The organism is Streptomyces sp. NPDC090108 (genome assembly GCF_044747185.1).
Taxonomy (GTDB): Bacteria; Actinomycetota; Actinomycetes; order Streptomycetales; family Streptomycetaceae; genus Streptomyces.
This window is the reverse complement of record NZ_JBIVDQ010000001.1, coordinates 502,998-525,886: the sequence shown is the minus strand read 5'-3', so window position 1 is coordinate 525,886 and position 22,889 is coordinate 502,998. Positions and strand designations below refer to the sequence as shown.

General features: G+C 70.6%; 20 protein-coding genes and 1 riboswitch. Of the genes, 8 read left to right on the top strand and 12 right to left on the bottom strand.

Features of this window, described 5'->3' with window-relative positions; translation table 11 throughout:
* Positions 1-113 precede the first annotated feature (113 nt).
* Positions 114-899 (top strand): hypothetical protein, encoded by a 786-nt coding sequence (locus ACIPRD_RS02240; RefSeq protein WP_356405592.1) that lies wholly within the window; start codon positions 114-116, stop codon positions 897-899.
* Positions 900-923: 24 nt separating this feature from the next.
* Here ACIPRD_RS02240 and ACIPRD_RS02235 read toward each other — a convergent pair whose 3' ends face one another.
* The 5 genes from ACIPRD_RS02235 to ACIPRD_RS02215 form a co-directional block, all read right to left on the bottom strand.
* Positions 924-1,937, bottom strand: coding sequence for a ribonucleotide-diphosphate reductase subunit beta (locus ACIPRD_RS02235; RefSeq protein WP_401559189.1), 1,014 nt, complete (start codon positions 1,935-1,937; stop codon positions 924-926).
* Positions 1,937-4,309, bottom strand: coding sequence for a ribonucleoside-diphosphate reductase subunit alpha (locus ACIPRD_RS02230; RefSeq protein WP_356405587.1), 2,373 nt, complete (start codon positions 4,307-4,309; stop codon positions 1,937-1,939). Before ACIPRD_RS02230 ends, ACIPRD_RS02235 begins: the two co-directional genes overlap by 1 nt.
* Positions 4,310-4,433: 124 nt before the next feature.
* A riboswitch (cobalamin riboswitch) is annotated at positions 4,434-4,620 on the bottom strand.
* A gap of 182 nt (positions 4,621-4,802) precedes the next feature.
* Positions 4,803-6,431 (bottom strand): monocarboxylate uptake permease MctP, encoded by a 1,629-nt coding sequence (gene mctP / locus ACIPRD_RS02225; protein WP_356405584.1) that lies wholly within the window; start codon positions 6,429-6,431, stop codon positions 4,803-4,805.
* On the bottom strand, positions 6,428-6,694 hold the full coding sequence (locus ACIPRD_RS02220; RefSeq protein WP_401559185.1) for a DUF3311 domain-containing protein: 267 nt from the start codon (positions 6,692-6,694) through the stop codon (positions 6,428-6,430). The genes mctP and ACIPRD_RS02220 overlap by 4 nt, the downstream gene beginning before the upstream one ends.
* Before the next feature lie 170 nt (positions 6,695-6,864).
* Positions 6,865-7,629: a GntR family transcriptional regulator gene (locus ACIPRD_RS02215; protein ID WP_356405580.1), complete on the bottom strand. Its 765-nt coding sequence runs from the start codon at positions 7,627-7,629 to the stop codon at positions 6,865-6,867.
* Between the two features lie 410 nt (positions 7,630-8,039).
* Here ACIPRD_RS02215 and ACIPRD_RS02210 point away from each other — a divergent pair, with 410 nt between their 5' ends.
* The 4 genes from ACIPRD_RS02210 to ACIPRD_RS02195 all read left to right on the top strand — a co-directional run bounded on the left by ACIPRD_RS02210 (position 8,040) and on the right by ACIPRD_RS02195 (position 12,770).
* Entirely contained in the window at positions 8,040-9,320 is a 1,281-nt protein-coding gene (locus tag ACIPRD_RS02210) for an extracellular solute-binding protein (protein ID WP_356405578.1), read from the top strand.
* Between the two features lie 73 nt (positions 9,321-9,393).
* A complete protein-coding gene (locus ACIPRD_RS02205) occupies positions 9,394-10,380 on the top strand; it encodes a sugar ABC transporter permease (RefSeq protein WP_356405576.1) in 987 nt (328 codons plus the stop codon).
* A gap of 5 nt (positions 10,381-10,385) precedes the next feature.
* On the top strand, positions 10,386-11,228 hold the full coding sequence (locus ACIPRD_RS02200) for a carbohydrate ABC transporter permease (protein ID WP_356405573.1): 843 nt from the start codon (positions 10,386-10,388) through the stop codon (positions 11,226-11,228).
* A gap of 9 nt (positions 11,229-11,237) precedes the next feature.
* Complete coding sequence (locus ACIPRD_RS02195) at positions 11,238-12,770, top strand: glycoside hydrolase family 3 protein (RefSeq protein ID WP_401559180.1); 1,533 nt, start codon at positions 11,238-11,240, stop codon at positions 12,768-12,770.
* Positions 12,771-12,860: 90 nt separating this feature from the next.
* Here the strand turns inward: ACIPRD_RS02195 and nagB are convergent, their stop codons facing one another.
* Positions 12,861-13,646 (bottom strand): glucosamine-6-phosphate deaminase, encoded by a 786-nt coding sequence (nagB, locus tag ACIPRD_RS02190; RefSeq protein ID WP_401559177.1) that lies wholly within the window; start codon positions 13,644-13,646, stop codon positions 12,861-12,863.
* 583 nt (positions 13,647-14,229) lie between these two features.
* On the opposite strand from nagB, the gene ACIPRD_RS02185 reads away from it, so the two are divergent.
* Positions 14,230-15,696 (top strand): PAS domain-containing sensor histidine kinase, encoded by a 1,467-nt coding sequence (locus ACIPRD_RS02185; RefSeq protein WP_356405722.1) that lies wholly within the window; start codon positions 14,230-14,232, stop codon positions 15,694-15,696.
* Between the two features lie 265 nt (positions 15,697-15,961).
* Here ACIPRD_RS02185 and ACIPRD_RS02180 read toward each other — a convergent pair whose 3' ends face one another.
* Positions 15,962-16,219, bottom strand: a complete 258-nt coding sequence (locus tag ACIPRD_RS02180; RefSeq protein WP_016639615.1) for a WhiB family transcriptional regulator — start codon at positions 16,217-16,219, stop codon at positions 15,962-15,964.
* A 305-nt stretch (positions 16,220-16,524) separates the two neighbouring features.
* Positions 16,525-17,493 (bottom strand): diacylglycerol kinase family protein, encoded by a 969-nt coding sequence (locus tag ACIPRD_RS02175; RefSeq protein WP_356405565.1) that lies wholly within the window; start codon positions 17,491-17,493, stop codon positions 16,525-16,527.
* A gap of 252 nt (positions 17,494-17,745) precedes the next feature.
* Between ACIPRD_RS02175 and ACIPRD_RS02170 the strand changes: the two genes are divergently transcribed.
* Positions 17,746-18,195, top strand: a complete 450-nt coding sequence (locus tag ACIPRD_RS02170) for a hypothetical protein (protein WP_356405563.1) — start codon at positions 17,746-17,748, stop codon at positions 18,193-18,195.
* Positions 18,196-18,237: 42 nt separating this feature from the next.
* On the opposite strand, the gene ACIPRD_RS02165 is transcribed toward ACIPRD_RS02170, so the two are convergent.
* From ACIPRD_RS02165 to ACIPRD_RS02155, 3 genes are all read right to left on the bottom strand, one after another.
* Positions 18,238-19,311, bottom strand: coding sequence for an RNA polymerase sigma factor SigF (locus ACIPRD_RS02165; protein ID WP_356405561.1), 1,074 nt, complete (start codon positions 19,309-19,311; stop codon positions 18,238-18,240).
* Positions 19,312-19,328: 17 nt separating this feature from the next.
* Positions 19,329-19,745 (bottom strand): anti-sigma regulatory factor, encoded by a 417-nt coding sequence (locus ACIPRD_RS02160; RefSeq protein WP_356405559.1) that lies wholly within the window; start codon positions 19,743-19,745, stop codon positions 19,329-19,331.
* A gap of 296 nt (positions 19,746-20,041) precedes the next feature.
* Positions 20,042-20,302, bottom strand: a complete 261-nt coding sequence (locus tag ACIPRD_RS02155; protein WP_356405557.1) for a UBP-type zinc finger domain-containing protein — start codon at positions 20,300-20,302, stop codon at positions 20,042-20,044.
* A 62-nt stretch (positions 20,303-20,364) separates the two neighbouring features.
* On the opposite strand from ACIPRD_RS02155, the gene ACIPRD_RS02150 reads away from it, so the two are divergent.
* The gene (locus tag ACIPRD_RS02150; RefSeq protein WP_356405555.1) at positions 20,365-21,960 is read left to right on the top strand and encodes a Na+/H+ antiporter; all 1,596 of its coding nucleotides are present in this window, start codon (positions 20,365-20,367) and stop codon (positions 21,958-21,960) included.
* On the opposite strand, the gene ACIPRD_RS02145 is transcribed toward ACIPRD_RS02150, so the two are convergent.
* Entirely contained in the window at positions 21,942-22,856 is a 915-nt protein-coding gene (locus ACIPRD_RS02145) for a 1-aminocyclopropane-1-carboxylate deaminase/D-cysteine desulfhydrase (RefSeq protein WP_401559171.1), read from the bottom strand. The two genes, ACIPRD_RS02150 and ACIPRD_RS02145, sit on opposite strands and share 19 nt — an antisense overlap.
* Between the last annotated feature and the right edge of the window lie 33 nt (positions 22,857-22,889).

Sequence of the window (22,889 nt, the reverse complement as noted above, 5' to 3'; positions counted from 1 at the left end):
CGGGCTCTTTGTAATGAACTCGCCACAACTGAGGGGTTGTCGAGGGGTTGACGATGTCATCCCTGTGAACGGCCTGTGTACTCTCCTGCCACATCACACACAGGGGAGGGATCATGCGCGGGAAAGCGGCCGGAACGGCCTGGGCCCTGGCGGGCGGGGCGGCGGCCCTGACACTGCTCACGGCGACGAGCGCACACGCGGAGGGCCGGGGGGACGTCAGAGTCACCGCGACCGCGGTGAACAAGGGGGCCGACGTCGTCGTCGGGACCACGAACACGGTGACGTTCCCGATCGCCATCACGGTCAAGGACAACTCGGGCGTGAAGGGGCTGACCCACGTCAGCGCCTTCAACTCGTCCAACGCGTACGGCTTCTTCGACTGGACCGGGACGTCCTGCGTCAAGCAGTCGTCCACCACGTCGGTGTGCACGGCCACGATGAAGGCCGACCCGGCCTGGATCCCGGACAGCGACGACATCGACAGCAACCGGATCGCCGGTGGCTGGCAGGTGAACGCGACCGTCAAGGCGAACGACGGGGACTACTGGATCTACGACAGCATCGCCCGGTTCGAGGTGAAGCGGGCGTCGAAGCTCACCACCGACGCCTCTCCCGAGCCGGTCAGGAAGGGGGCCGGGCTCACCGTCACCGGCAAGCTGTCCCGGGCGAACTGGGAGGACCTGAAGTACCACGGCTTCACCGGACAGCAGGTACGGCTCCAGTTCAGGGCCGCCGGCGCCGCCCACTACCACACGGTCAGGACCGTGAAGACGGGCGACGCCGGGAAGCTGAGCACCAAGGTGACCGCCGACTCGGCGGGCAGCTGGCGCTGGTACTTCCCCGGCACGACGACGACCTCGCGGGTCGTGTCGGCCGGGGACGCGGTGAAGCTGAAGTAGCCCTGGGGGGTGTCTCCCCCTCGGTCAGAAGTCCTCGTCCAGGTCGACCGTGCCCTCCACGGCGACCTGGTACGCCGACGGGCGGCGCTCGAAGAAGTTCGTGAGCTCCTGGACACCCTGGAGCTCCATGAAGGAGAACGGGTTCTCCGAGCCGTACACCGGGGCGAAGCCCAGACGCGTCAGACGCTGGTCGGCGACGCACTCCAGGTACTGGCGCATCGACTCGGTGTTCATGCCCGGCAGGCCCTCGCCGCACAGGTCGCGCGCGAACTGCAGCTCGGCCTCGACGGCCTCCCGCAGCATGTCGGTGACCTGCTGCTGGAGCTCGTCGTCGAACAGGTCCGGCTCCTCCTTGCGGACGGTGTCGACCACGTCGAAGGCGAAGGACATGTGCATGGTCTCGTCACGGAACACCCAGTTGGTGCCCGTGGCGAGGCCGTGCAGCAGACCCCGGCTGCGGAACCAGTAGACGTACGCGAAGGCGCCGTAGAAGAACAGGCCCTCGATGCACGCGGCGAAGCAGATCAGGTTCAGCAGGAAGCGGCGCCGGTCGGCCCTGGACTCCAGCTGGTCCAGCTTCTCGACCTCGTTGATCCACTTGAAGCAGAACGCGGCCTTCTCCCGGATGGAGGGGATGTTCTCCACCGCGTCGAACGCGGCCGCGCGGTCCTCCGGATCGGGCAGGTAGGTGTCCAGCAGCGTCAGATAGAACTGGACGTGCACGGCCTCCTCGAACAGCTGCCGGCTCAGGTAGAGCCGCGCCTCGGGGGAGTTGATGTGCTTGTACAGCGTCAGCACCAGGTTGTTCGCGACGATCGAGTCGCCCGTCGCGAAGAAGGCCACCAGGCGGCCGATCAGGTGCTGCTCCTCCGGGGACAGCTTCGCGAGGTCGGCCACGTCCGAGTGGAGGTCGACCTCCTCCACGGTCCAGGTGTTCTTGATGGCGTCCCGGTAGCGCTCGTAGAAGTCCGGGTAGCGCATGGGGCGCAGGGTCAGTTCGAAGCCCGGGTCGAGCAGGTTGGTGTTACGGGTACTCATTACTGGCAGGCCTCGCAGGACTCGGGGTTCTCAAGGGAGCAGGCGACGGCGTCGGGGTCGGCGGTCTGCTGGACGGGGATGGTGGCCTGCGCCTGGGCGGCACGGGCGATACGGGTCGCCGGACGCGAGCGCAGGTAGTAGGTCGTCTTCAGGCCCTGCTTCCAGGCGTACGCGTACATCGAGGAGAGCTTGCCGATGGTCGGCGTCTCCAGGAAGAGGTTCAGCGACTGCGCCTGGTCCAGGAACGGGGTGCGGGCCGCCGCCATGTCGATCAGTCCGCGCTGCGGGATCTCCCACGCCGTGCGGTACAGACGCCGTACGTCCTCGGGGATCCAGACGAAGTCCTGCACCGAGCCGCTCGCGTCGCGCAGCGCCTCACGGGTGCGCGCGTCCCACACGCCCATCTCCTTCAGCTCGCGCACCAGGTAGGAGTTGACCTGGAGGAACTCACCGGAGAGGGTCTCGCGCTTGAACAGGTTGGAGACCTGCGGCTCGATGCACTCGTACACGCCCGCGATGGAGGCGATGGTGGCCGTCGGGGCGATGGCGAGCAGCAGGGAGTTGCGCATGCCGACCTCGGCGATCCGCGCCCGCAGGGCCTCCCAGCGCTCGGGCCAGTTGAGCTCCACGTCGAAGTGGTCGGGGTGCAGCACGCCCCGGGCCGTACGGGTCTTCTCCCAGGCCGGCAGCGGACCGCTGCGCTCGGCCAGGTCGGTGGAGGCCTCGTAGGCGGCCAGCATGATGCGCTCGGCGATCCGCGAGGACAGGGCCTTCGCCTCGGGCGAGTCGAAGGGCAGGCGCAGCTGGAAGAAGACGTCCTGCAGACCCATGGCGCCGAGGCCGACCGGACGCCACCTGGCGTTGGAGCGGCCCGCCTGCTCGGTCGGGTAGAAGTTGATGTCCACGACGCGGTCGAGGAAGGTCACGGCGGTGCGGACCGTCTCGTCCAGCCGCTTCCAGTCGATGTCGCCGTCGGCGACGAAGGCGCCCAGGTTCACCGAGCCGAGGTTGCACACCGCCGTCTCGCCGTCGTCGGTGACCTCCAGGATCTCCGTGCAGAGGTTGGAGGAGTGCACGACGTTGCCCGGCTCGGCCGTCTGGTTGGCCGTGCGGTTGGCGGCGTCCTTGAAGGTCATCCAGCCGTTGCCGGTCTGCGCGAGGGTGCGCATCATGCGGCCGTACAGCTCGCGGGCCGGCATGGTCTTCCTCGCGAGCCCGGCGGCCTCCGCCTCGCGGTACGCGGCGTCGAACTCCGCGCCCCACAGGTCGACCAGACCGGGCACGTCCGCCGGGGAGAACAGCGACCACTCGGCGTCGGCGTTGACCCGGCGCATGAACTCGTCCGGGATCCAGTGCGCGAGGTTCAGGTTGTGCGTACGGCGCGCGTCCTCACCGGTGTTGTCGCGCAGCTCCAGGAACTCCTCGATGTCGGAGTGCCAGGTCTCCAGGTACACCGCGGCGGCGCCCTTGCGGCGGCCGCCCTGGTTCACCGCGGCGACCGAGGCGTCGAGGGTCTTCAGGAACGGCACGATGCCGTTGGAGTGCCCGTTGGTGCCGCGGATCAGCGAACCGCGCGAGCGGATGCGGGAGTACGACAGACCGATGCCGCCGGCGTGCTTGGAGAGGCGGGCCACCTGGTGGTAGCGGTCGTAGATCGAGTCCAGCTCGTCCAGCGGGGAGTCGAGCAGGTAGCAGGACGACATCTGGGGGTGCCGGGTGCCGGAGTTGAAGAGCGTGGGCGAGGACGGGAGGTAGTCCAGGCGGCTCATCAGGCCGTAGAGCGCGGCCACTTCGTCGACCGAGCGGGCGCTGTCGTCCTCGGCGAGGCCGCTCGCCACGCGCAGCATGAAGTGCTGGGGCGTCTCGATCACGTGCCGGGTGATCGGGTGGCGCAGCAGGTAGCGGCTGTGCAGCGTGCGCAGGCCGAAGTAGCCGAAGCGGTCGTCGGCCTCGGTGTCGATGAGCGCGTTCAGCCGGTCGGCGTGCAGCCGCACGAACTCGGCGGTGCGGTCGGCGACCAGGCCCTCGCGGTGCCCGACGGCGACGGACTCGGTGAAGGAGGTCACTCCCTGCGAGGCGGCCTCGGCCCGGACGGAGAGCGTGAGCAGACGGGCGGCGAGCTGCGAGTACGCGGGGTCCTCGGAGATCAGGCCGGCGGCCGCCTCCGTGGCCAGTTCGCGCAGTTCCGCCTCGTCGGCGCGGGCCGAACGGCCGCGCAGCGCGGCCGCGGCGACCCTGCCGGGGTCCGCGTCGGGGAGGTCGGCGGTCAGCTCGGTCAGGGTCCGCAGCAGCGCGGCACCAGGACCGTCGGTCTCCACCTGGGCCTCGGTCGCCGGGGTGGCTGAAGCCGGATCGGCAGGCGCGATGGTCACGTGGGGGCTCTCCCTCGCTCGGCACGGGGGCCCGGCGGAGGGCAGCGGCAGCACGAGCGCACACGGCGTCGCGTCCACCGGCCCACTCCGCGAGGCCCGGACGTCTTGGGGCACCCGGACCGGACGGCCGGGCGCGGCTGCCGGCAGGTCCTCGGACTGACCGAGCACGCTCCGCCCCGAAGGGACGGACGCGTACAAGTACACCGTTGCGGGACAGTTCCGGATTCGCACCGGATTCCCCTGCGGCGACAGCGATGATGAGCATACATCTAGTGCCGGGCTGCGATGGCACCACCAGATGTTGTGTCTGCTGTGTGTCGTGACGGATTCAGAGCGTCATTGCGCACGGCAGCGGGCCGCCGTGGGAGATGCTCCACGACGGCCCGCTGAGGGCTGTTCACGACCGGCCGCCCACCCGTCCGGGGTGCTGTTCGGGGGGCCGTTTCCGAGGCCGTCCCGGGCCGCTTCCGGGGCCTTCGCGGGCCCCGCCGGACTAGTGGGCGCTCCCCGCCGTGGCGGGCGGAAGCTCCGCCTGGACGCCCGGGTCGCCGCGGTCCGCCGTGTAGTCCTCCGGGCTGGTCTCGTCGATGCCCTCGGGGGCCTTCAGCGCCTTCAGCGCGAAGGTGAGGACCACGGTGACCACGACGTTCAGGACGAACGCCGTGAGGCCGATGTAGCCGATCTCACCGATGCCCGGGATCTCCTTGGCCGAGCCGCCGAAGTGCGCCTGGGTCGGGGAGGCCACGCCGTACGCCGCGGCCGTGCCGTAGATCATGCCGACCGCCCAGCCGGCCAGCAGCGCCCAGCGGTGGAACCAGCGGGTGAACAGGCCGCCGACCAGGGCCGGGAAGGTCTGCAGGATCCAGATGCCGCCCAGCAGCTGGAAGTTGATGGCGACCGTCTTGTCCATGGTCAGGACGAAGACCAGCGCGCCCACCTTCACCAGCAGCGAGACCAGCTTGGAGACCTTGGTCTCCTGCTCGGGCGTGGCGTCCGGCTTGATGAAGTCCTTGTAGATGTTGCGGGTGAACAGGTTCGCCGCCGCGATCGACATGATCGCCGCCGGCACCAGCGCGCCGATGCCGATCGCCGCGAAGGCCACGCCCGCGAACCAGGACGGGAACATGTCCTCGAACAGCTGCGGGATCGCCAGCTGCCCGTTGGTCACCTTCACGCCGGCCGCGATCGCCATGAAGCCCAGCAGGGCCAGCAGGCCGAGCATGAGGGAGTACAGCGGCAGGATCGTGGTGTTGCGGCGGATCACGTCACGGCTCCTGGACGACAGGGTCGCGGTGATCGAGTGCGGGTACATGAAGAGCGCGAGCGCCGAGCCGAGCGCCAGGGTGGCGTACGTCCACTGGCCCGCCTCCGCCGGGACGAGGGCGCCGCGCGGCTTTCCGGTGGCCGGATTCACCTGCGAGAACGCCTTGTCGGCCTGGGCGAAGATGTCGTGGAAGCCGCCCAGCTTGATCGGGATGTAGATGATCGCCACCGCGATGACGAGGTAGATCAGGCCGTCCTTGACGAACGCGATCAGCGCGGGCGCGCGCAGGCCCGAGGAGTAGGTGTACGCCGCCAGCACGCCGAAGGCGATGAGCAGCGGGAGGTCCTTCACGAACCAGTTGGTGTTCTCCCCGCCGCCGACGCCCATCACGTCCAGCACCGCCTGGATGCCGACGAGCTGGAGCGCGATGTACGGCATGGTCGCGAGGATGCCGGTGACCGCGACGGCCAGCGACAGGCTCTTGGAGCCGAAGCGGCCGCGCACGAAGTCCGAGGTCGTCACGTATCCGTGGCGGTGCGAGACCGACCACAGCCGGGGCAGGAAGGTGAAGATCAGCGGGTAGACGAGGATCGTGTACGGCACCGCGAAGAAACCGGCCGCGCCCGCCGCGTAGATCGCCGCGGGCACCGCGACGAAGGTGTACGCCGTGTACAGGTCGCCGCCGAGCAGGAACCAGGTGACCCAGGTCCCGAACGACCGTCCGCCCAGGCCCCATTCGTCCAGCGACTGCTCGTTGTCGGCCTTGCGCCAGCGCGCCGCCAGGAAGCCCATGACCGTGACGGCCAGGAAGAAGAAGACGAAGACGCCGAGCGCGACGCCGTTGACACCGTCCTTCACTGCGCCGCACCCCCCTTCGCGGCGGCGCGGGCGCGCTGCTCACGCTGCCACAGCTGGTACGCCGTCATGGTGAGAGCGGTCGAGATCAGCACCCAGAGCATCTGGTACCAGTAGAAGAACGGGATCCCGATGAACGCCGGGTCCGTCTTGGCGAACGAGCCGACCCACAGCATCGCCACGAACGGCGCGACGAGACACAGGGCGATGACGATGCGCACCGGTGTCACCACCGGTGGTCTGACTTCCTCGGGTGCTTCTGACATGCGGCGCTCCGTCCCCTCGCTGATCACACGCGTAATGGGCACGCAATCTAGGTGACGGTGTCACCGCAGCGGAAGACCTCGTCCGGATATCGGTATGTCGATCTGGAGCGAGAGATGTGGAGACTCCGGGACCCGGGCCGGCGAACCGGCCGGGGCCGCGGGCGGAGCCGTCAGTCCAGCGGCCGCTTCAGCCGCGCGACGAACTTGTACCGGTCGCCCCGGTAGACCGAGCGCACCCACTCCACCGGCCGGCCCTCGCGGTCCACGGAGTGCCGGGACAGCAGCAGCATCGGCAGGCCGACGTCGGTGCCGAGCAGGCTCGCCTCGCGCGGGGTGGCCAGGGAGGTCTCGATGGTCTCCTCGGCCTCGGCGAGATGGACGTCGTAGACCTCGGCGAGCGCGGTGTACAGGGAGGTGTACTTGACGAGCGACCGGCGCAGCGCGGGGAAGCGCTTCGCCGAGAGGTGGGTGGTCTCGATGGCCATCGGCTCGCCGTTGGCCATGCGCAGCCGCTCGATGCGCAGCACGCGTCCGCCGGCGGTGATGTCGAGCAGTCCGGCGAGCCGTTCGTCGGCGGTGACATAGCCGATGTCGAGCAGCTGCGAGGTCGGCTCCAGGCCCTGGGCGCGCATGTCCTCGGTGTAGGAGGTCAGTTGCAGCGCCTGGGAGACCTTGGGCTTGGCGACGAAGGTCCCCTTGCCCTGGATGCGTTCGAGCCGGCCCTCGACGACGAGTTCCTGGAGGGCCTGGCGGACGGTGGTGCGTGAGGTGTCGAACTCGGCCGCCAGCGTGCGCTCGGGCGGCACCGGCGTGCCCGGCGCCTGTGTCTCCGTCATCTCGAGCAGATGCTTCTTCAGACGGTAGTACTTGGGCACGCGCGCCGTACGGACGGTCGCGCCGGCCTCGTTCTCCCCGCTGCTGACGTCGGTGCTCATGCTCTGCCTTCCCGGCTCCGGATGCCGAAAGCGACCGACGTCCCGTCGGTCACGGGTCACATCGTGGCACGGCCGCGTGCGCGGGGGTCCACCCGCACGTTCCGTGATCTCCCCCTGTATACCCCCGCACTTTCAGTTGGTCTAGTCCATCGCGGGCCGGGGTGCGATTGGTCTACCGGAACTGGGCAGTCCGATGTGTCGCATGCGTTATGAAAGATCCCTGCATATCTCGTTCGGGTCACGGACGCTCCGTGCCTGCTTGAACACCCTTGACAGGCCTATTGGTCTGGGCCAAGCTCCCCGTGCTGGTCTACACCATTGGTCCAGGTCCCGGCCCCATGGGCGGTACGTGCCACGACGGTCGCCGCGGGGAGCCAGGGGGGTTCGTGGGCATCCCTGAGGAGGGTGGCGTGAAGCGCAGGCTGATAGCCGCGATCGGTATCGCGGGCATGGTCGTCTCCGTAGCGGCGTGCGGCAGTGACAGCAAGGACGGCAAGGCCCAGGGGGCGGACGCCAAGGAGCTGACCGTCTGGCTCACCGTCGACGCCCAGAACAACTGGCCCGACCTGGTGAAGGCCGCCGACGCCGCCGTGCAGAAGAAGCACCCCGGCCTGAAGGTCAAGCACGAGTACTACGGCTGGCCGGACAAGAACACCAAGCTGGACGCCGTCCTCGCCACCGACAAGGCCCCCGACGTCGTCGAGATGGGCAACTCCGAGATGCTGGGCTACATGGTCAAGGGCGCCTTCGCCCCCGTCGACCCGGCGCAGTTCAGCAACTCCGGCACCTGGCTGGACGGCCTCAAGACCTCGGTGACGTACGAGGGCAAGACCTACGGCGTGCCGTACTACGCCGGCGGCCGCGTCGCCAACTGGCGCAAGGACATCGCCGCTTCGGCCGGCATCAAGGCCACGCCGAAGACCTACGCCGAACTGACCTCCGACCTGGACAGGATCCAGAAGAAGGAGGGCGGCAAGTTCAGCGCCTGGTACCAGCCCACCCGTGACTGGTACGCGGGCATGTCCTTCGTCTACGACGCGGGCGGCGCCATCGCCAAGGAGGAGGGTGGCCGGTGGAAGGCCGACCTCTCCTCGCCCGAGTCCCTCAAGGGCCTCACGGAGTTCAAGAACGTCGTCGGCAAGTACATGCACGGCGACCGGACCAAGGACGAGTCGGACCGCTACATCGTCTACGGCCAGGGCAAGTCCGCCATGATCTTCGCCGCCGCCTGGGAGGGCGCGACCGCCGCCGACCCGAAGAACGACAAGACCGGCAAGCTCAAGGACAACCTCGAGAACTTCGTCATGCCCGGTCCGTCCGGCAAGAACATGCCGGTCTTCCTCGGCGGCTCCGACCTCGCCGTGCCCGTGAAGTCCAAGGCCCAGGCGCTCGCCGCCGAGTGGATCAACGCCTTCACCGGCCCCTCCGGCCAGAAGGGCCTGATGGCCAAGGGCAACCTGCCCAACAACAAGACCGACCTCGCCACCCTCAAGAACGACCCGGCGACCGCCGTCCCGGCCACCGCCGCCGAGTCCAGCTGGTTCGTCCCCATGGCCCCCGGCTGGGGCCAGGTCGAGAAGGCGCAGGTGCTGCAGACCATGCTGCAGAACATCGGCACCGGCAAGAAGTCCGTCGAGGCCGCCGCGAAGGAAGCGGACGCCGCGATCGACAAGGTCATCAACAACAAGTGACCCGGAGCGGGGCCCCGTCCGCCGACGGGGCCCCGCTTCTCGTACGACTCCAGGGACCGCTGAGGAGCGCGCGATGAGTGCCGCAGACACGACCACCCCCGCCAAGGTGCCGCCACCGCGGCAGGCGTCCCCACCGGACCTCCCGGAGCGGCCACGGGGCTCGCGGCGGGCGGGCACCGCGGCCGCCCCCTGGCTGCTGCTCGCCCCCTGTCTGCTGGTCCTCGGCCTGGTCATGGGCTATCCGCTGGTCCGGCTGGTCACCCTCTCCTTCCAGAAGTTCGGCCAGTCCCAGCTGTGGGGCTTCCAGCCCGCCGAGTGGACCGGCCTCGACAACTTCCGCCAGGTGCTGGGCGACGGCGAGTTCTGGCAGGTCGTCCTGCGCACGGTCGTCTTCGCGGCCGGCTCCGTCGTCCTCACCATGGTCCTCGGCATGCTCGTCGCCCTGCTGCTCCAGCGCGTCTCCGGCTGGGTGCGGACCCTCGTCAACATCGCGCTGGTGGCGAGCTGGGGCATGCCCGTCATCGTCGCCACCACCGTCTTCAAGTGGCTCTTCGACGCCGACTACGGCGTCCTCAACGCCCTCGCGAGCAAGCTGCCCGGGGTCGACATGGTCGGCCACAACTGGTTCGCGAGCGGCCCCGAGGGGCTCGCCGTGATCATGCTGCTGGTGGTCTGGGGCGCGGTCCCCTTCGTGGTCATCACGCTCGGCGCGGGCCTCACCCAGGTCCCCAAGGAGCTGGAGGAGGCCGCCCGGCTGGACGGCGCGGGCGGCTGGGGCGTCTTCCGGTACGTCACCCTGCCCATCCTGCGCCCGATCGTCGTGATGCTCACGACCCTGTCGGTCATCTGGGACATGGGCGTCTTCCCGCAGGTCTTCGTCATGCGCGGCGGCCACCCCGAGCCCGAGTTCCAGCTGCTCACCACCTACTCCTACGACCGCGCCTTCGTGGTCAACGACTACGCGCAGGGCTCCGCGATCGCCCTCGTCACCGTCCTGCTGCTGCTCGCCGTCGTCGCCGTCTACATGCGCCAGATGCTCAAGATCGGAGAGGTCGAGTGACCAGCATGAGCGGTACGCGCTCCGCCCCCCGCCGGACGTCCCGGCTCGGCTGGAACCTGCTCGGACTCCTCGTCCTCGCCGGTGTCGGCTTCCCCGTCTACTGGATGCTCGACACGGCCGTGAAGCCGGCCAAGGACGCCATCGACCCCGACCCCAGCCTGCTGCCCACGGGGTTCACCCTCGACAACTTCCGCCGCGCGCTCGACATCGCCGACTTCTGGGGCCCGGTCGGCCGCAGCCTCGTCGTGTCGCTGTCCGTCGTGATCGTCGGCATCGCCGTCGGGATGCTGGCCGCGCTCGCCATCTCCCGGTTCGCCTTCCGCGGCCGCAAGGCCGTGATCGTCGCGATCCTCGCGGTCCAGATGGTCCCGCTCATCGCCATGATCATCCCGGTCTTCCTGCTCCTCAACGACCTGGGCCAGTACGACAAGCTCTCCGGCCTGGTCATCACCTACCTGACCTTCATCCTGCCCTTCACGGTGTGGACCCTGCGCGGCTTCATCGTCGGCATCCCGCGCGAACTGGAGGAGGCCGCGATGGTCGACGGCTGCTCGCGCACCGGCGCCTTCCTGCGCGTGGTCTTCCCGCTCCTCGCCCCCGGCATGGTCGCCACCTCGGTCTACGCCTTCATCCAGGCCTGGAACGAGTACCTGTACGCCCTGATGCTGCTCAGCCAGGAGCACCAGACGGCGACCGTGTGGCTCGGCAACTTCACCACCAAGCACGGCACCGAATACGCCCCGATGATGGCCGGCGCCACCATGATGGCCGTGCCGATCGTGGTCCTCTTCCTCCTCGTCCAGCGCAAGATGGCCGCGGGTCTGACCGCGGGCGCCGTGAAGGGATAACGCCACCCGATGACGACATTCGCCCGCGGCAGCGACACCCTCACCCGGGACGCGCTGACCGTCCTCCAGCCGGGCTTCACCGGCACCACCGCCCCCGACTGGCTGCTGCGCCGCCTCGGCGAGGGCCTCTCCTCCGTCGGCCTGTTCGGGCGCAACATCGCCTCGCCGGAACAACTGTCCGCCCTCACCGCACAGTTGCGCGCGGAACGCGAGGACGTCCTGGTCGCCATCGACGAGGAGGGCGGGGACGTCACCCGCCTCGAAGTCCGCTCGGGCTCCTCGTTCCCCGGCAACCTCGCGCTCGGCGCGGTGGACGACGTGGAGCTGACCCGCCAGGTGGCCCGCGCGCTCGGCCGCCGTCTCGCGGACTGCGGGGTGAACCTCAACTGGGCGCCGTCGGCCGACGTGAACTCCAACCCCGGCAACCCCGTCATCGGCGTCCGCTCCTTCGGCGCCGGCACCGCCCTCGTCGCCCGGCACACCGCCGCCTACGTCGACGGGCTCCAGTCGGCCGGGGTCGCCGCCTGCACCAAGCACTTCCCCGGGCACGGCGACACCGCCGTCGACTCCCACCACGCCCTGCCCCGCATCGACGCCCCCGCGGACGTCCTGGAAGCCCGGGACCTGGCCCCCTTCCGTGCCGCGATCGACGCCGGCACCCGGGCCGTGATGAGCGCCCACATCCTGGTCCCGGCCCTCGATCCGGACCGTCCGGCCACCCTCTCCCGGCCGATCCTCACCGGTCTGCTCCGCGGCGCCCTCGGCTACGACGGCCTGATCGTCACCGACGGCATGGAGATGCGGGCCATCGCCGGCACCTACGGCATCGAGCACGGCAGCGTCCTCGCCGTCGCCGCCGGGGCCGACGCCATCTGCGTGGGCGGCGGCCTCGCGGACGACGAGACCGTACGGCGCCTGCGCGACGCCCTGGTCGGCGCGGTCCGCTCCGGCGAACTCCCCGAGGAACGGCTCGCCGACGCGGCGGAACGGGTACGGGCGCTGGCGCGGTGGACCGCGGAGGCGGCGGGCGGGAAGAGCGGGACGGCCGCCGGGCGAGCGGAGGAGGCCGAGGCGGCGGAGGATCAGAGGGGAGCCGGGATCGGGCTGGTCGCCGCCCGGCGCGCGCTCACCGTCTCGTCCGCGAAGCCGTACGAGCCGCTGACCTCGGCCCCCTACGTCGCCGCCTTCACCCCGGTCGCCAACATCGCCGTCGGCGCCGAGACCCCCTGGGGCGTCGGCGCGGAACTGGCCCGCCTGCTGCCCGGCACCGCGACGGGCACCTTCTCGGGCGACGGCGCCGGCCGGGACGCCCTCGCGGCGGCGGGGGAGCGCCGGGTCGTCGCCGTGGTCCGGGACGAACACCGGCACCCCTGGATGGCGGCCGCCCTGGACACCCTGCTGTCCGCCCGCCCCGACACGGTCGTCGTCGAGATGGGCGTCCCGCAGTCCCCGCCCCGGGGCACCCCGCACATCGCGACGCACGGCGCGGCCCGCGTCTGCGGCAGGGCGGCGGCGGAGGTCATCGCGGGCACGGAGGTCTGAGCGGCGGGGGAGAGGGGGCTGTCCCGCGGGGGCGTCCCCGTACGGCGGGGGGCCGTCCCGTCCCGCCGGGACCGGACGGCCGGCCGGTCCCTAGATCCCCTGCCAGGAAGGCTTCGCCGCGTACGTGTGCCGGAAGTAGTCGGCCAGCTTCAGCTTGGAGGCGGCGGACTCGTCGGCGACGACCGTCGCGTGCGGGTGGAGCTGGAGCGCGGAGGCGGGACAGACGGCCGCCACGGGACCCTCGACGGTCGCGGCCACCGCGTCCGCCTTGCCCTCACCGGTCGCGAGCAGCACCAGGTGCCGGGCCTCCAGGATGGTGCCGATGCCCTGGGTGATGACGTGGTGCGGCACCTGGCCGATGTCGCCGTCGAAGAAACGCGCGTTGTCGAGCCGGGTCCGCTCCGTCAGCGTCTTGATCCGGGTCCGTGAAGCGAGCGACGAGCACGGCTCGTTGAACCCGATGTGCCCGTCCGTCCCGATCCCGAGCAGCTGGAGGTCCACCCCGCCGGCCCCGGCCAGCGCGCAGTCGTACTCCTCGCAGGCCGCCTGGACGTCCTCGGCCGCGCCGTCGGGCCCGAGGAACGCGTCCATCCCGATGCCGAGCGGCTCCAGCACCTCCCGGCGCAGCACCGAGCGGTAGGACTCGGGATGCTCGGCGGGCAGCCCCACGTACTCGTCGAGCTGGGCGATCCGCGCCCGCGAGACGTCCACGGCGCCGGAGCGCACCCGCGTGGCCAGTGCCCGGTAGACGGGCAGCGGGGTGGAGCCGGTGGCCACGCCGAGCAGGGCGTCGGGCTTGTGCCGCAGCAGCCGCGCCACGGCCTCGGCGATCAGTTCGCCGCCCGCCGCGGCATCCGGAACGATGACAACTTCCACGCTGGGCCTGCCGTTCTGAAGAGGTCGGGAGAGGTCTGGAGAGCGGGGACGGAAGAGACGGAGGACGGGCCGGGGACCTGGAGGGACACGTGGGAGAGCGGCATGTGGTTTAGACCAATCTAGCAGAACGGGTGTCCGGGAGGACCCTGTGTGACGACCTGTTCCGCCGCCCGTTCACGACCCTCCGCGCGCACCCGCCGAAATTGCCTGGGCCGTCGGCCCCCGCGGCCGTCCCCGGCGGACTAGGCTGCGTGTTGTCGCACGCCGACGCCCTTCGACGCAGCTCCTCATATCCATGGACACGCCCCGGTGGTCCAGTCCACAATGCGGGGGAGGGCAGCCGCGGAGCGGCACTCTGAGAAGCCTCCGTCTTCCCCGCACAGGAAGGCGGACCGAGGAACCGGAGCTCTCTGCCCTGACTGCTTCGGATCCTCACCTTCGGCCGGCCGGGACCGCACACCCCGCGGCCGATGATGCTCCGGGCTGCGGTGCCGGGTGGGTTGAGGGTCCCGCCCAGGCGCCGCGGCCCGCGGGTGTTTTCCGGCCGGCCAGAGCCGCGGGTACGCTCGCACATGTGCCCTCCATGAACGAACTGGTACGCCAGCACACCGACCTCGACGCCTCCGACCTCGAGTGGCTCCACCTGCTGGTCTCGGAGTGGCAGCTGCTCTCCGACCTGTCCTTCGCCGACCTGGTCCTGTGGATCCCCACCAGTGACGGAACCCGGTACGTCTCGGTCGCCCAGATGCGCCCCAACACCGGACCGACCTCCTACCAGGACGACATGGTGGGCCACCTCGTCCCGCGCGGCCGCCGGCCCATGCTGGACGCCTGCCTCGACGAGGGCCGGATCGTGCGCGAGGGCGACCCCGAATGGCGCGAAGAGGTCCCCGTACGGGTCGAGTCCATCCCCGTACGGCGTGAGGGCCGCGTCCTCGGCGTCATCGCCCGCAACACCAACCTGCTGACCGTGCGCACCCCGAGCCGGCTGGAACTGACCTATCTGCAGAGCGCCTCGGACCTCGCGCAGATGATCGCGGCCGGCACCTTCCCCTTCCCCGACCAGCAGGTCGACATGGACGTCTCGCCGCGCGCCGGCGACGGCCTGATCCGGCTGGACGCGGACGGCATCGTCCAGTACGCCTCGCCGAACGCCCTGTCCTCCTACCACCGGCTCGGCCTGGCCGCCGATCTGGTCGGCCAGCATCTCGGGCAGACCACCGCCGAACTCGCTCCGACCCGTGGCCCGGTGGACGAGGCGCTGGCCAAGGTGGCCAGCGGCTGGGCGCCCCGCGAGTTCGAGATCGAGGCCAACGACGGGGTGATCCAGTTCCGGGCCATTCCGCTCAAGCCCAAGGGCGCCCGCATCGGTTCCCTGGTGCTGTGCCGGGACGTCACGGAACTGCGTCGCCGCGAGCGTGAGTTGATCACCAAGGACGCGACCATCCGGGAGATCCACCACCGGGTGAAGAACAACCTCCAGACCGTGGCGGCCCTGTTGCGCCTCCAGGCCCGCCGCATCGATTCCGAACGCGGCCGTGAGGCGCTGGAGGAGGCCGTGCGGCGCGTCGGTTCGATCGCCATCGTGCACGAGACGCTGTCCCAGAACCTGGACGAGCGCGTGGAGTTCGACGACATCGCCGACCGGGTGCTCGCGATGGTCGCGGAGATCTCGCCGGGCAAGGTCGCCGGCCGGCGCACCGGACGGTTCGGGGTGCTCGACGCCGAAGTCGCCACCCCGCTGTCGATGGTCCTGACCGAAGTCCTCCAGAACGCCCTGGAACACGGCTTCCGGGACGGCGACACCGGCACGGTCGAGGTCTCCGCGGTCCGCGGCGGCACCACGCGGGACGCCCGGCTCCTCGTCACCGTCCAGGACGACGGCGTCGGCCTGCCCGAGGGCTTCGACCCGCACACCGCGGGCAACCTCGGCCTGCAGATCGTGCGGACGCTGGTGGAGGGCGAGCTGGGCGGCACCTTCGACATGGTCCGGGTGCCGGAGGGCGGGACCCGGGTGCTGCTCGACATCCCGGTGCGCGCGCAGAAGTAGGGAGCGCGCGCGGGCGCGCGTGTGAGGGGGGTGTGCGCGAAGGCGCCGCCCCGCCCCCGCCGGGTCGCCAGGTCGCAGGGTCGCCGGGTCGCCGGGGCAAGCAAAAAGCCCCGGACCGCCATTGGTCCGAGGCTTGTGCTCGTTGCTGTTCCGCCCTCAGGGCGAGGGCGAGCATCGGGGGGTACTGCGCGCTGCGGCTCGGGGCGGGAGATGCGCACGTACTGTGCGCGCCGCCAAGCTCAGGCTGTCAGCAGGGGTGGGAATGTCAGGCGGAAGCCTGACGAGCCCGGTTGCGGGCGGCGCGGCGCTTCATTGCGCGGCGCTCGTCCTCGCTGAGACCACCCCAGACGCCGGAGTCCTGGCCGGACTCGAGCGCCCACTGCAGGCACTGCTCCATGACGGGGCAGCGACGGCAGACAGCCTTGGCTTCCTCGATCTGCAGCAGCGCAGGACCGGTGTTGCCGATGGGGAAGAACAGCTCGGGGTCTTCCTCGCGACAAACGGCGTTGTGACGCCAGTCCATGGCTGCTACCTCTCAGATTGCTTGTGAATGTGAACGCTTTCACGAATCCCTCAACAAGTGAAGGGCCGAACGCCGAGATGTGACCGGCCTGGTCCTGAGGTTTGAAGAGGGGTTCTGGTGATCACCGAGGCCGGTGTTGCGGGCCGTCTCGATCGCCACGTAGAGACTCGCAAACCTCGGCGACGGATACAACCCCTTCCGGAAGATTTTTTTTGATTCCTCGGTGTCGACTAGGTCACAGCCGTACTTCCATGGGGTGGATCCTGGCCTAAACGTTCGAGTGAAAGGACTTTCGCCCGTTCCGCTCACACAATCACACGCAGTGCTTGGCGTACGCCTGTGAACGTCACGCTCGTTCGCAGCCCTAGGTGGTCGCCGTCCATCTGGAGGGGCAACGGGACCTTCGAATGCAAGGTGAAGCGGTCCAGATCGTGCAGTGAGACCGCATGCTTTCCCTGCGGTCCCCGCTCGGGGGACGAAGTGAGCAACTGGGTCCCATACCGGGCGACAGCGGCCGTCGACAGACGGCTGAGACCGAGTACATCGATGCCGGTATCGAACGACGCCTTAGGTGACGTGTACATAGGGCGATTGCCGAGATACGTCCAAGGGGACGTGTTCGAGACTATGGCGACAACAAGATCACCGACCGGGTCGGCGCCCGGCCGTTCCAGGGTGATCGTGCCGTGCCGGCGGTGCTGCTCCCCGAGGAACTGGCGGACCACCTGGCGCACGTACAGCGCGTGCGTCGACTTCTTGCCGCGCTCGCGCTGCTGCTCGACCCGGCCGACCACGCCCGCGTCGAAGCCCAGCCCGGCGTTGAACGTGAACCAGCGCTCCGGCACCGACTCGTCCTCCGTGCCGGGCGTCCCCGAGGTCAGCCCCAGGCCGACGACCCGCTCGCTGCCGGTCCGCAAGGCGTCCAGCAGGGCACCGGTGGCCTCGACGGGGTCGTTGGGCAGACCCAGCGCGCGGGCGAAGACATTGGTCGAGCCGCCGGGGACCACCGCGAGACCGGGCAGCCGCTCCAGGTCGGGGCCGGCGTGCAGCAGGCCGTTGACCACCTCGTTGACCGTGCCGTCGCCGCCCAGGGCCACGACCATGTCGATGTCGTCGCTCTCCGCCGCCTGCCGGGCCAGGTCGCGCGCGTGACCGCGGTACTCGGTGGTGACCGCCTCCAGCTTCATCTCGCTGGCGAGCGCGTGGATGAGGACATCACGTCTGCGTGCGCTCGTAGTGGTTGCCGCCGGATTGACCACGAGAAGTGCACGCATGACTCGCAGCGTACCTACTGGGGGGTACCCGGCCCAGACCGAGTTAGGGATCCGGTAAGAGAAGACGACGTGAGCCTGAACACGCGAGGCTCCGCGCGCGTACGGGAATGGAACCGGCGGCACGGGGAAAGCGGGGCGGGACATGGTGAGGACCGGCGGGGACACACAGGTCAGGGCGGGGCCGTCCGCGAGGCGGGTGCGGGCCGGGGACGGGGCGGCCGGGTCCGCCGCGCACAGGGCTACCCTTCTGGAGTGAGCAGCGAGCAGAACCCCGCCCCGGACACCGACGCCGTCACCGCGGACGCACCGCGCCCGCGCCGCCTGATCTGGGCGGCATCCCTGTCCGCGCTGGAGGGGATCGCCCTCGTGGCCGCCGGCGTGTGGGTCCTCGTCCTCGGACTGACCGGCGACCCGGACAACCGGCAGCAGGCCGTGACCGGCGGGATCACCCTGGCCGTGCTCGCGCTGCTGCCCCTGCTCGCCGCGCGCGGGCTGCTGCTCCGGCGCGGCTGGAGCCGGGGCCCCGCCGTCATCACGCAGATCATGGCCCTGCCGGTGGCCTACAACCTGCTGAAGGTCGACAGCATGTCCATCGGCGTCGGGATCGCCCTCGCCGCGGTGGCCGTCGCCTCCCTGGTCCTGCTGGTGAACCGGGCCACCACCCAGGCGCTCGGGATCAAGGGGCCCGGCCGGGCCGAGTAGGGCACCGGTCGGACCGCGGCTCCCGCGCCCTCCTCTCCCGCGCTACTCCTCGACCAGCAGCTTCTCCCGCAGCTGGGCCAGGGTCCTGGCGAGCAGCCGGGAGACGTGCATCTGCGAGATGCCGACCTCCTGCGCGATCTGCGACTGGGTCATGTTCCCGAAGAAGCGCAGCAGCAGGATGCGCTTCTCGCGCGGCGGCAGGTCCTCCAGCAGCGGCTTGAGGGACTCGCGGTACTCCACACCCTCCAGCGCCTCGTCCTCGGCGCCGAGGGTGTCGGCGACCGCCGGGGACTCGTCGTCGGTGTCGGGGACGTCCAGGGACAGCGTGGAGTACGCGTTGGCGGACTCCAGGCCCTCCAGGACCTCCTCCTCCGAGATGGCGAGCTTCTCCGCCAGCTCGTGCACCGTCGGGGAGCGGCCGTGCTGCTGCGACAGCTCGGCCGTCGCGGTCGTCAGCGACAGCCGGAGCTCCTGCAGGCGCCGCGGCACCCGGACCGCCCAGCCCTTGTCGCGGAAGTGCCGCTTGATCTCGCCGACGACGGTCGGGGTGGCGTACGTGGAGAACTCCACGCCGCGCTCCGGGTCGAAGCGGTCGACGGACTTGATCAGACCGATCGTGGCGACCTGGGTCAGGTCGTCCAGCGGCTCGCCGCGGTTGCGGAAGCGGCGCGCGAGGTGCTCGACGAGCGGCAGATGCATGCGGACCAGCCGGTTGCGCAGCTCCGCGTACTCCGGGCTGCCCTCCTTCAGCTTGCGCAGCTCGACGAACATCGCACGCGCCCCGCTGCGGTCGTGGGGGTCGTGCCGTGCGGCCTGCACGGCACGCGTGCCCAGCGCGTCGTCCTCGGCGTATCGCTCGTGCTCGCTCATCGTCCCGCCCGTCACCCTTCTCCGAGCCCCCGCCTCCGGCCGGGCGACGGAACCGGGTCCGCCGCGCTCCTGCGCGGGCGCGCCCTGCACGGCACCGTCCCTGCCGACCTGCGCGGAGTCGTCCTCCGGGTGTGGTCTGGCCTGCTCGGGGATGCCGTCGATGCCGTCGGTCATGCGTCGGGATCCGGTCGCCGGGCCGACGGCCTCCGACGGCAGTTCCCGTGTGCCACGCTCTTCGTCCCGCACCGGACCGTCCCCGTTCCTCACGCCGGCCCGGGACCCGCGCCGCGCTGTTTGTAGAGGCTGATCGACACGGTCTTGTCGTCGTCGACCGCGGACGAGACCTTGCCCGCGAGGGCCGAGAGCACGGTCCAGGCGAAGGTGTCACGCGAAGGGGCGTGACCGTCCGTGGTCGGCGCCGAGACCGTGACCTCCAGCGAGTCGTCGACGAGCCGGAAGACGCAGCTGAGCACGGAGCCCGGCACGGCCTGCTGGAGCAGGATCGCGCAGGCCTCGTCCACGGCGATGCGCAGATCCTCGATCTCGTCCAGGGTGAAGTCCAAGCGGGCCGCCAGACCGGCCGTGGCCGTCCGCAGCACCGACAGGTAGGCACCCGCAGCCGGCAGACGGACTTCCACGAAGTCCTGGTTCGCCGTGGGCTCGCCTGCGATCTGGGACACCCTCACCTCCATGGTGGTACAAGCTTTACGGGGCCGAGGGTCGCCCCCCGGGGTAACGCGTACATGGTTCCGCGGTGACGCTACCGCGCTCGGAACGTTCCTGTCCCCGGGACCCCGGCCCCCTGGCGTCACTCACAGTAAAGCTGTGGATACGCTCCGTGTCTAGGGGGTTCGCGAGCCCAAATGGGAAGAGCGCGCGCCGGGTTGACGTACCCAGACGTCAGGCGCTCGAACCGTCCGCGACGGCGGCTGCCGCGTGCCGTCTCCCGTGCAGTGTCACACGGGAACGCGGCGGGTCATACGAGTACGTGGTCCACGAAGCACCACCGCCAGTCCTCGCCGGGTTCGAACGTCCGCATCACGGGGTGACCGGACGTCGTGTGGTGTGCCGACGCGTGCTGCTTCGGCGAGGAGTCGCAGCAGCCGACATGGCCACAGGTCAGGCAGAGCCGGAGCTGCACCGGGTGCGTCCCGTCGGCGACGCAGTCCAGACAGGTTTCACTGAGCGGCGCGGGATCCGGGTGCGGCAGCGCCTCGGCGTGCGTGCACTGTTTCATGATTGCCAGATTACGACGGTCGCACGGGTGGCCGCGCGGAAAATCGAGGGTGGGCGAGGACCATGGACGTGATGCCGCTGCTGTTGCTGGTGGCGGGCAGTGCCGCGGTCGCCGGTGCGGCCCGGCGCAGCCCGGTGCCGGCGCCCCTGCTGCTCGTCGCGGCGGGCCTCGCGGTCTCCTACGTCCCCGGGGTGCCGGACTACACCCTCCAGCCCGACGTCATCCTGCCGCTGCTGCTGCCCCCGCTGCTGTACACCTCGGCGAGCGACAGCTCCTACCTCGGCCTGCGGGCCCAGAGCAGGCCGGTGGCGCTGCTGTCGGTCGGCTACGTGCTCTTCGCGACCTGCGTCGTCGGTCTGGCCGCCTACCGGCTCGTACCCGGGCTGCCGCTCACCGCCGCACTGGTGCTCGGCGCCGTGGTGGCACCGCCGGACGCGGTGGCCGCCACCGCCGTCGCCCGGCGCGTGGGACTGCCGTCCCGGATCACGACGATCCTCCAGGGCGAGTCCCTGCTGAACGACGCCACCGCGATCACCGCCTACAAGGTCGCCCTGGCCGCGGCCGTCGGCGAGGGCGCGACCTGGACGGGCGGCATCACCGAGTTCCTGATCGCCTCCGTGGGCGGCGTCGTCGTCGGCCTCGTCCTCATGGCGCCCCTGCACTGGCTGCGCACCCACCTGAGGGAGCCCCTCCTCCAGAACACCCTCTCCCTGCTGATCCCGTTCGTCGCCTACAGCGTCGCCGAGCAGTTCCACGCCTCCGGGGTGCTGGCCGTCGTGGTCGTCGCCCTCTACCTCGGCCACCGTGCCTGGGAGGTCGACTTCGCCACCCGGCTCCAGGAGGAGGCGGTCTGGAAGATGGTCGCCTTCATCCTGGAGTCGGCCGTCTTCGCCCTCATCGGCCTCCAGCTCCCGGTCGTCCTCAGGGGCCTCGGCGCGTACGAGGGGACCAAGGCCGCCTGGTACGCCATCGCCCTCTTCCTCGTCGTCGTCCTGGCCCGGTTCGTCTGGGTCTACCCCGCGACCTTCCTGCCCCGCGTCCTGTCGGCACGCATCAGGGAACGCGAGCAGAACCCCACCTGGAAGGGCGCCCTGGTCACCGGCTGGGCCGGCATGCGCGGCGTGGTCTCCCTCGCCGTCGCCTTCTCGATCCCGCTCACCGTGCACGGCGGACAGCCGTTCCCGCAGCGCAACCTGATCCTCTTCCTGACCTTCACCAGCGTGATCGGCACCCTGGTCGTCCAGGGCCTGACCCTGCCCCCGCTCATCCACCTGCTGAAGTTCCCCGGCCGCGACCGCCAGGCCGAGACCCTCGCCGAGGCCAACGCCCAGGCCCAGGCCTCCCGTGCCGCGGAGGAGCGCCTCGCCGAACTCCTCGCCGACGAGCGCAACACCCTGCCCCCGCCCCTCGCCGACCGCCTCCGCGCCGCCCTGGAGCGCCGCCGCAACGCGGTCTGGGAACGGCTCGGCCAGGTCAACCCGGTCACCGGGGAGTCCGTCGACGACACCTACCGCCGCCTGTCGCGCGACATGATCGGCGCCGAACGCAAGGTCTTCGTCTTCCTCCGCGACCACCGCTACATCGACGACGAGATGCTGCGCGCCCTGCTGCGCAGGCTCGACCTGGAGGAGGCGGCGGCCTACCGGGAGGCGGGCTGATCCGACGGGAACGGACGTCCGGTGATCACCGCCGCGACCGTCGCCCCGCGCGCGAAGGCGCCCTCGTCCGCCAGCGCGGCGAGTCCGTAGAGCAACTTGGCGACATAGAGACGTTCCACGGGCAGACCGTGGCGGTCCTCGAAGTCCGCGGCGAAGGCGTCCAGCTCCGGGGTGCTGCGGGCGTAACCGCCGCAATGGAAACGGTCGTCCAGGGTCCAGTCGCCCGTGCGGGCGCCGAACGCGCGCTCCTGGAGGGCCTGTACGTCCGCCTCCAGGAAGCCGCCCCTGAGGACCGGGACGCCGAGTGCGCGCTGTCCCGGGCCCAGCCCGGCGGCGAGTCCGGCGAGCGTGCCGCCCGTCCCGCAGGCCACCGCCACCACGTCCGCCCGGCCGCGCAGCTCCGCGCCGAGCTCCCGGCAGCCCCGTACCGCCGCGGTGTTGCTGCCGCCCTCGGGCACGGCGTACGCGTCCTCGGCGCCGGCCGCGCGCAGGATCGCGGCCAGTGTCTCCGGCTCGCCCTTGCGCCGGTACACCGACCTCTCGACGAAGTGCAGCCGCATCCCGTCGGCCGCGCAGCGGGCGAGGGACGGGTTGAGCGGCCGGTCCGCGAGCTCCTGGCCGCGGACGACGCCGACGGTAGGCAGCCCGAGGAGCCGTCCCGCCGCGGCCGTGGCCCGCAGGTGGTTGGAGTAGGCGCCGCCGAAGGTGACCAGCGGCCGGCCGCGCGCGGCCTCGATGTTCGGCACCAGCTTGCGCCACTTGTTGCCGATCAGCTCCGGGTGGACCAGGTCGTCCCGCTTGAGCAGCAGCCGCACACCCCGCGCGGAGAAACGATCGTCCTCGACCTCCTGGAGAGGTGAGGGGAGCGCGGGCGCGAGCGGGTCGGGGCTGGTCACGGGCCCATTGTCGCCCGGACCCGGACGCCCGGC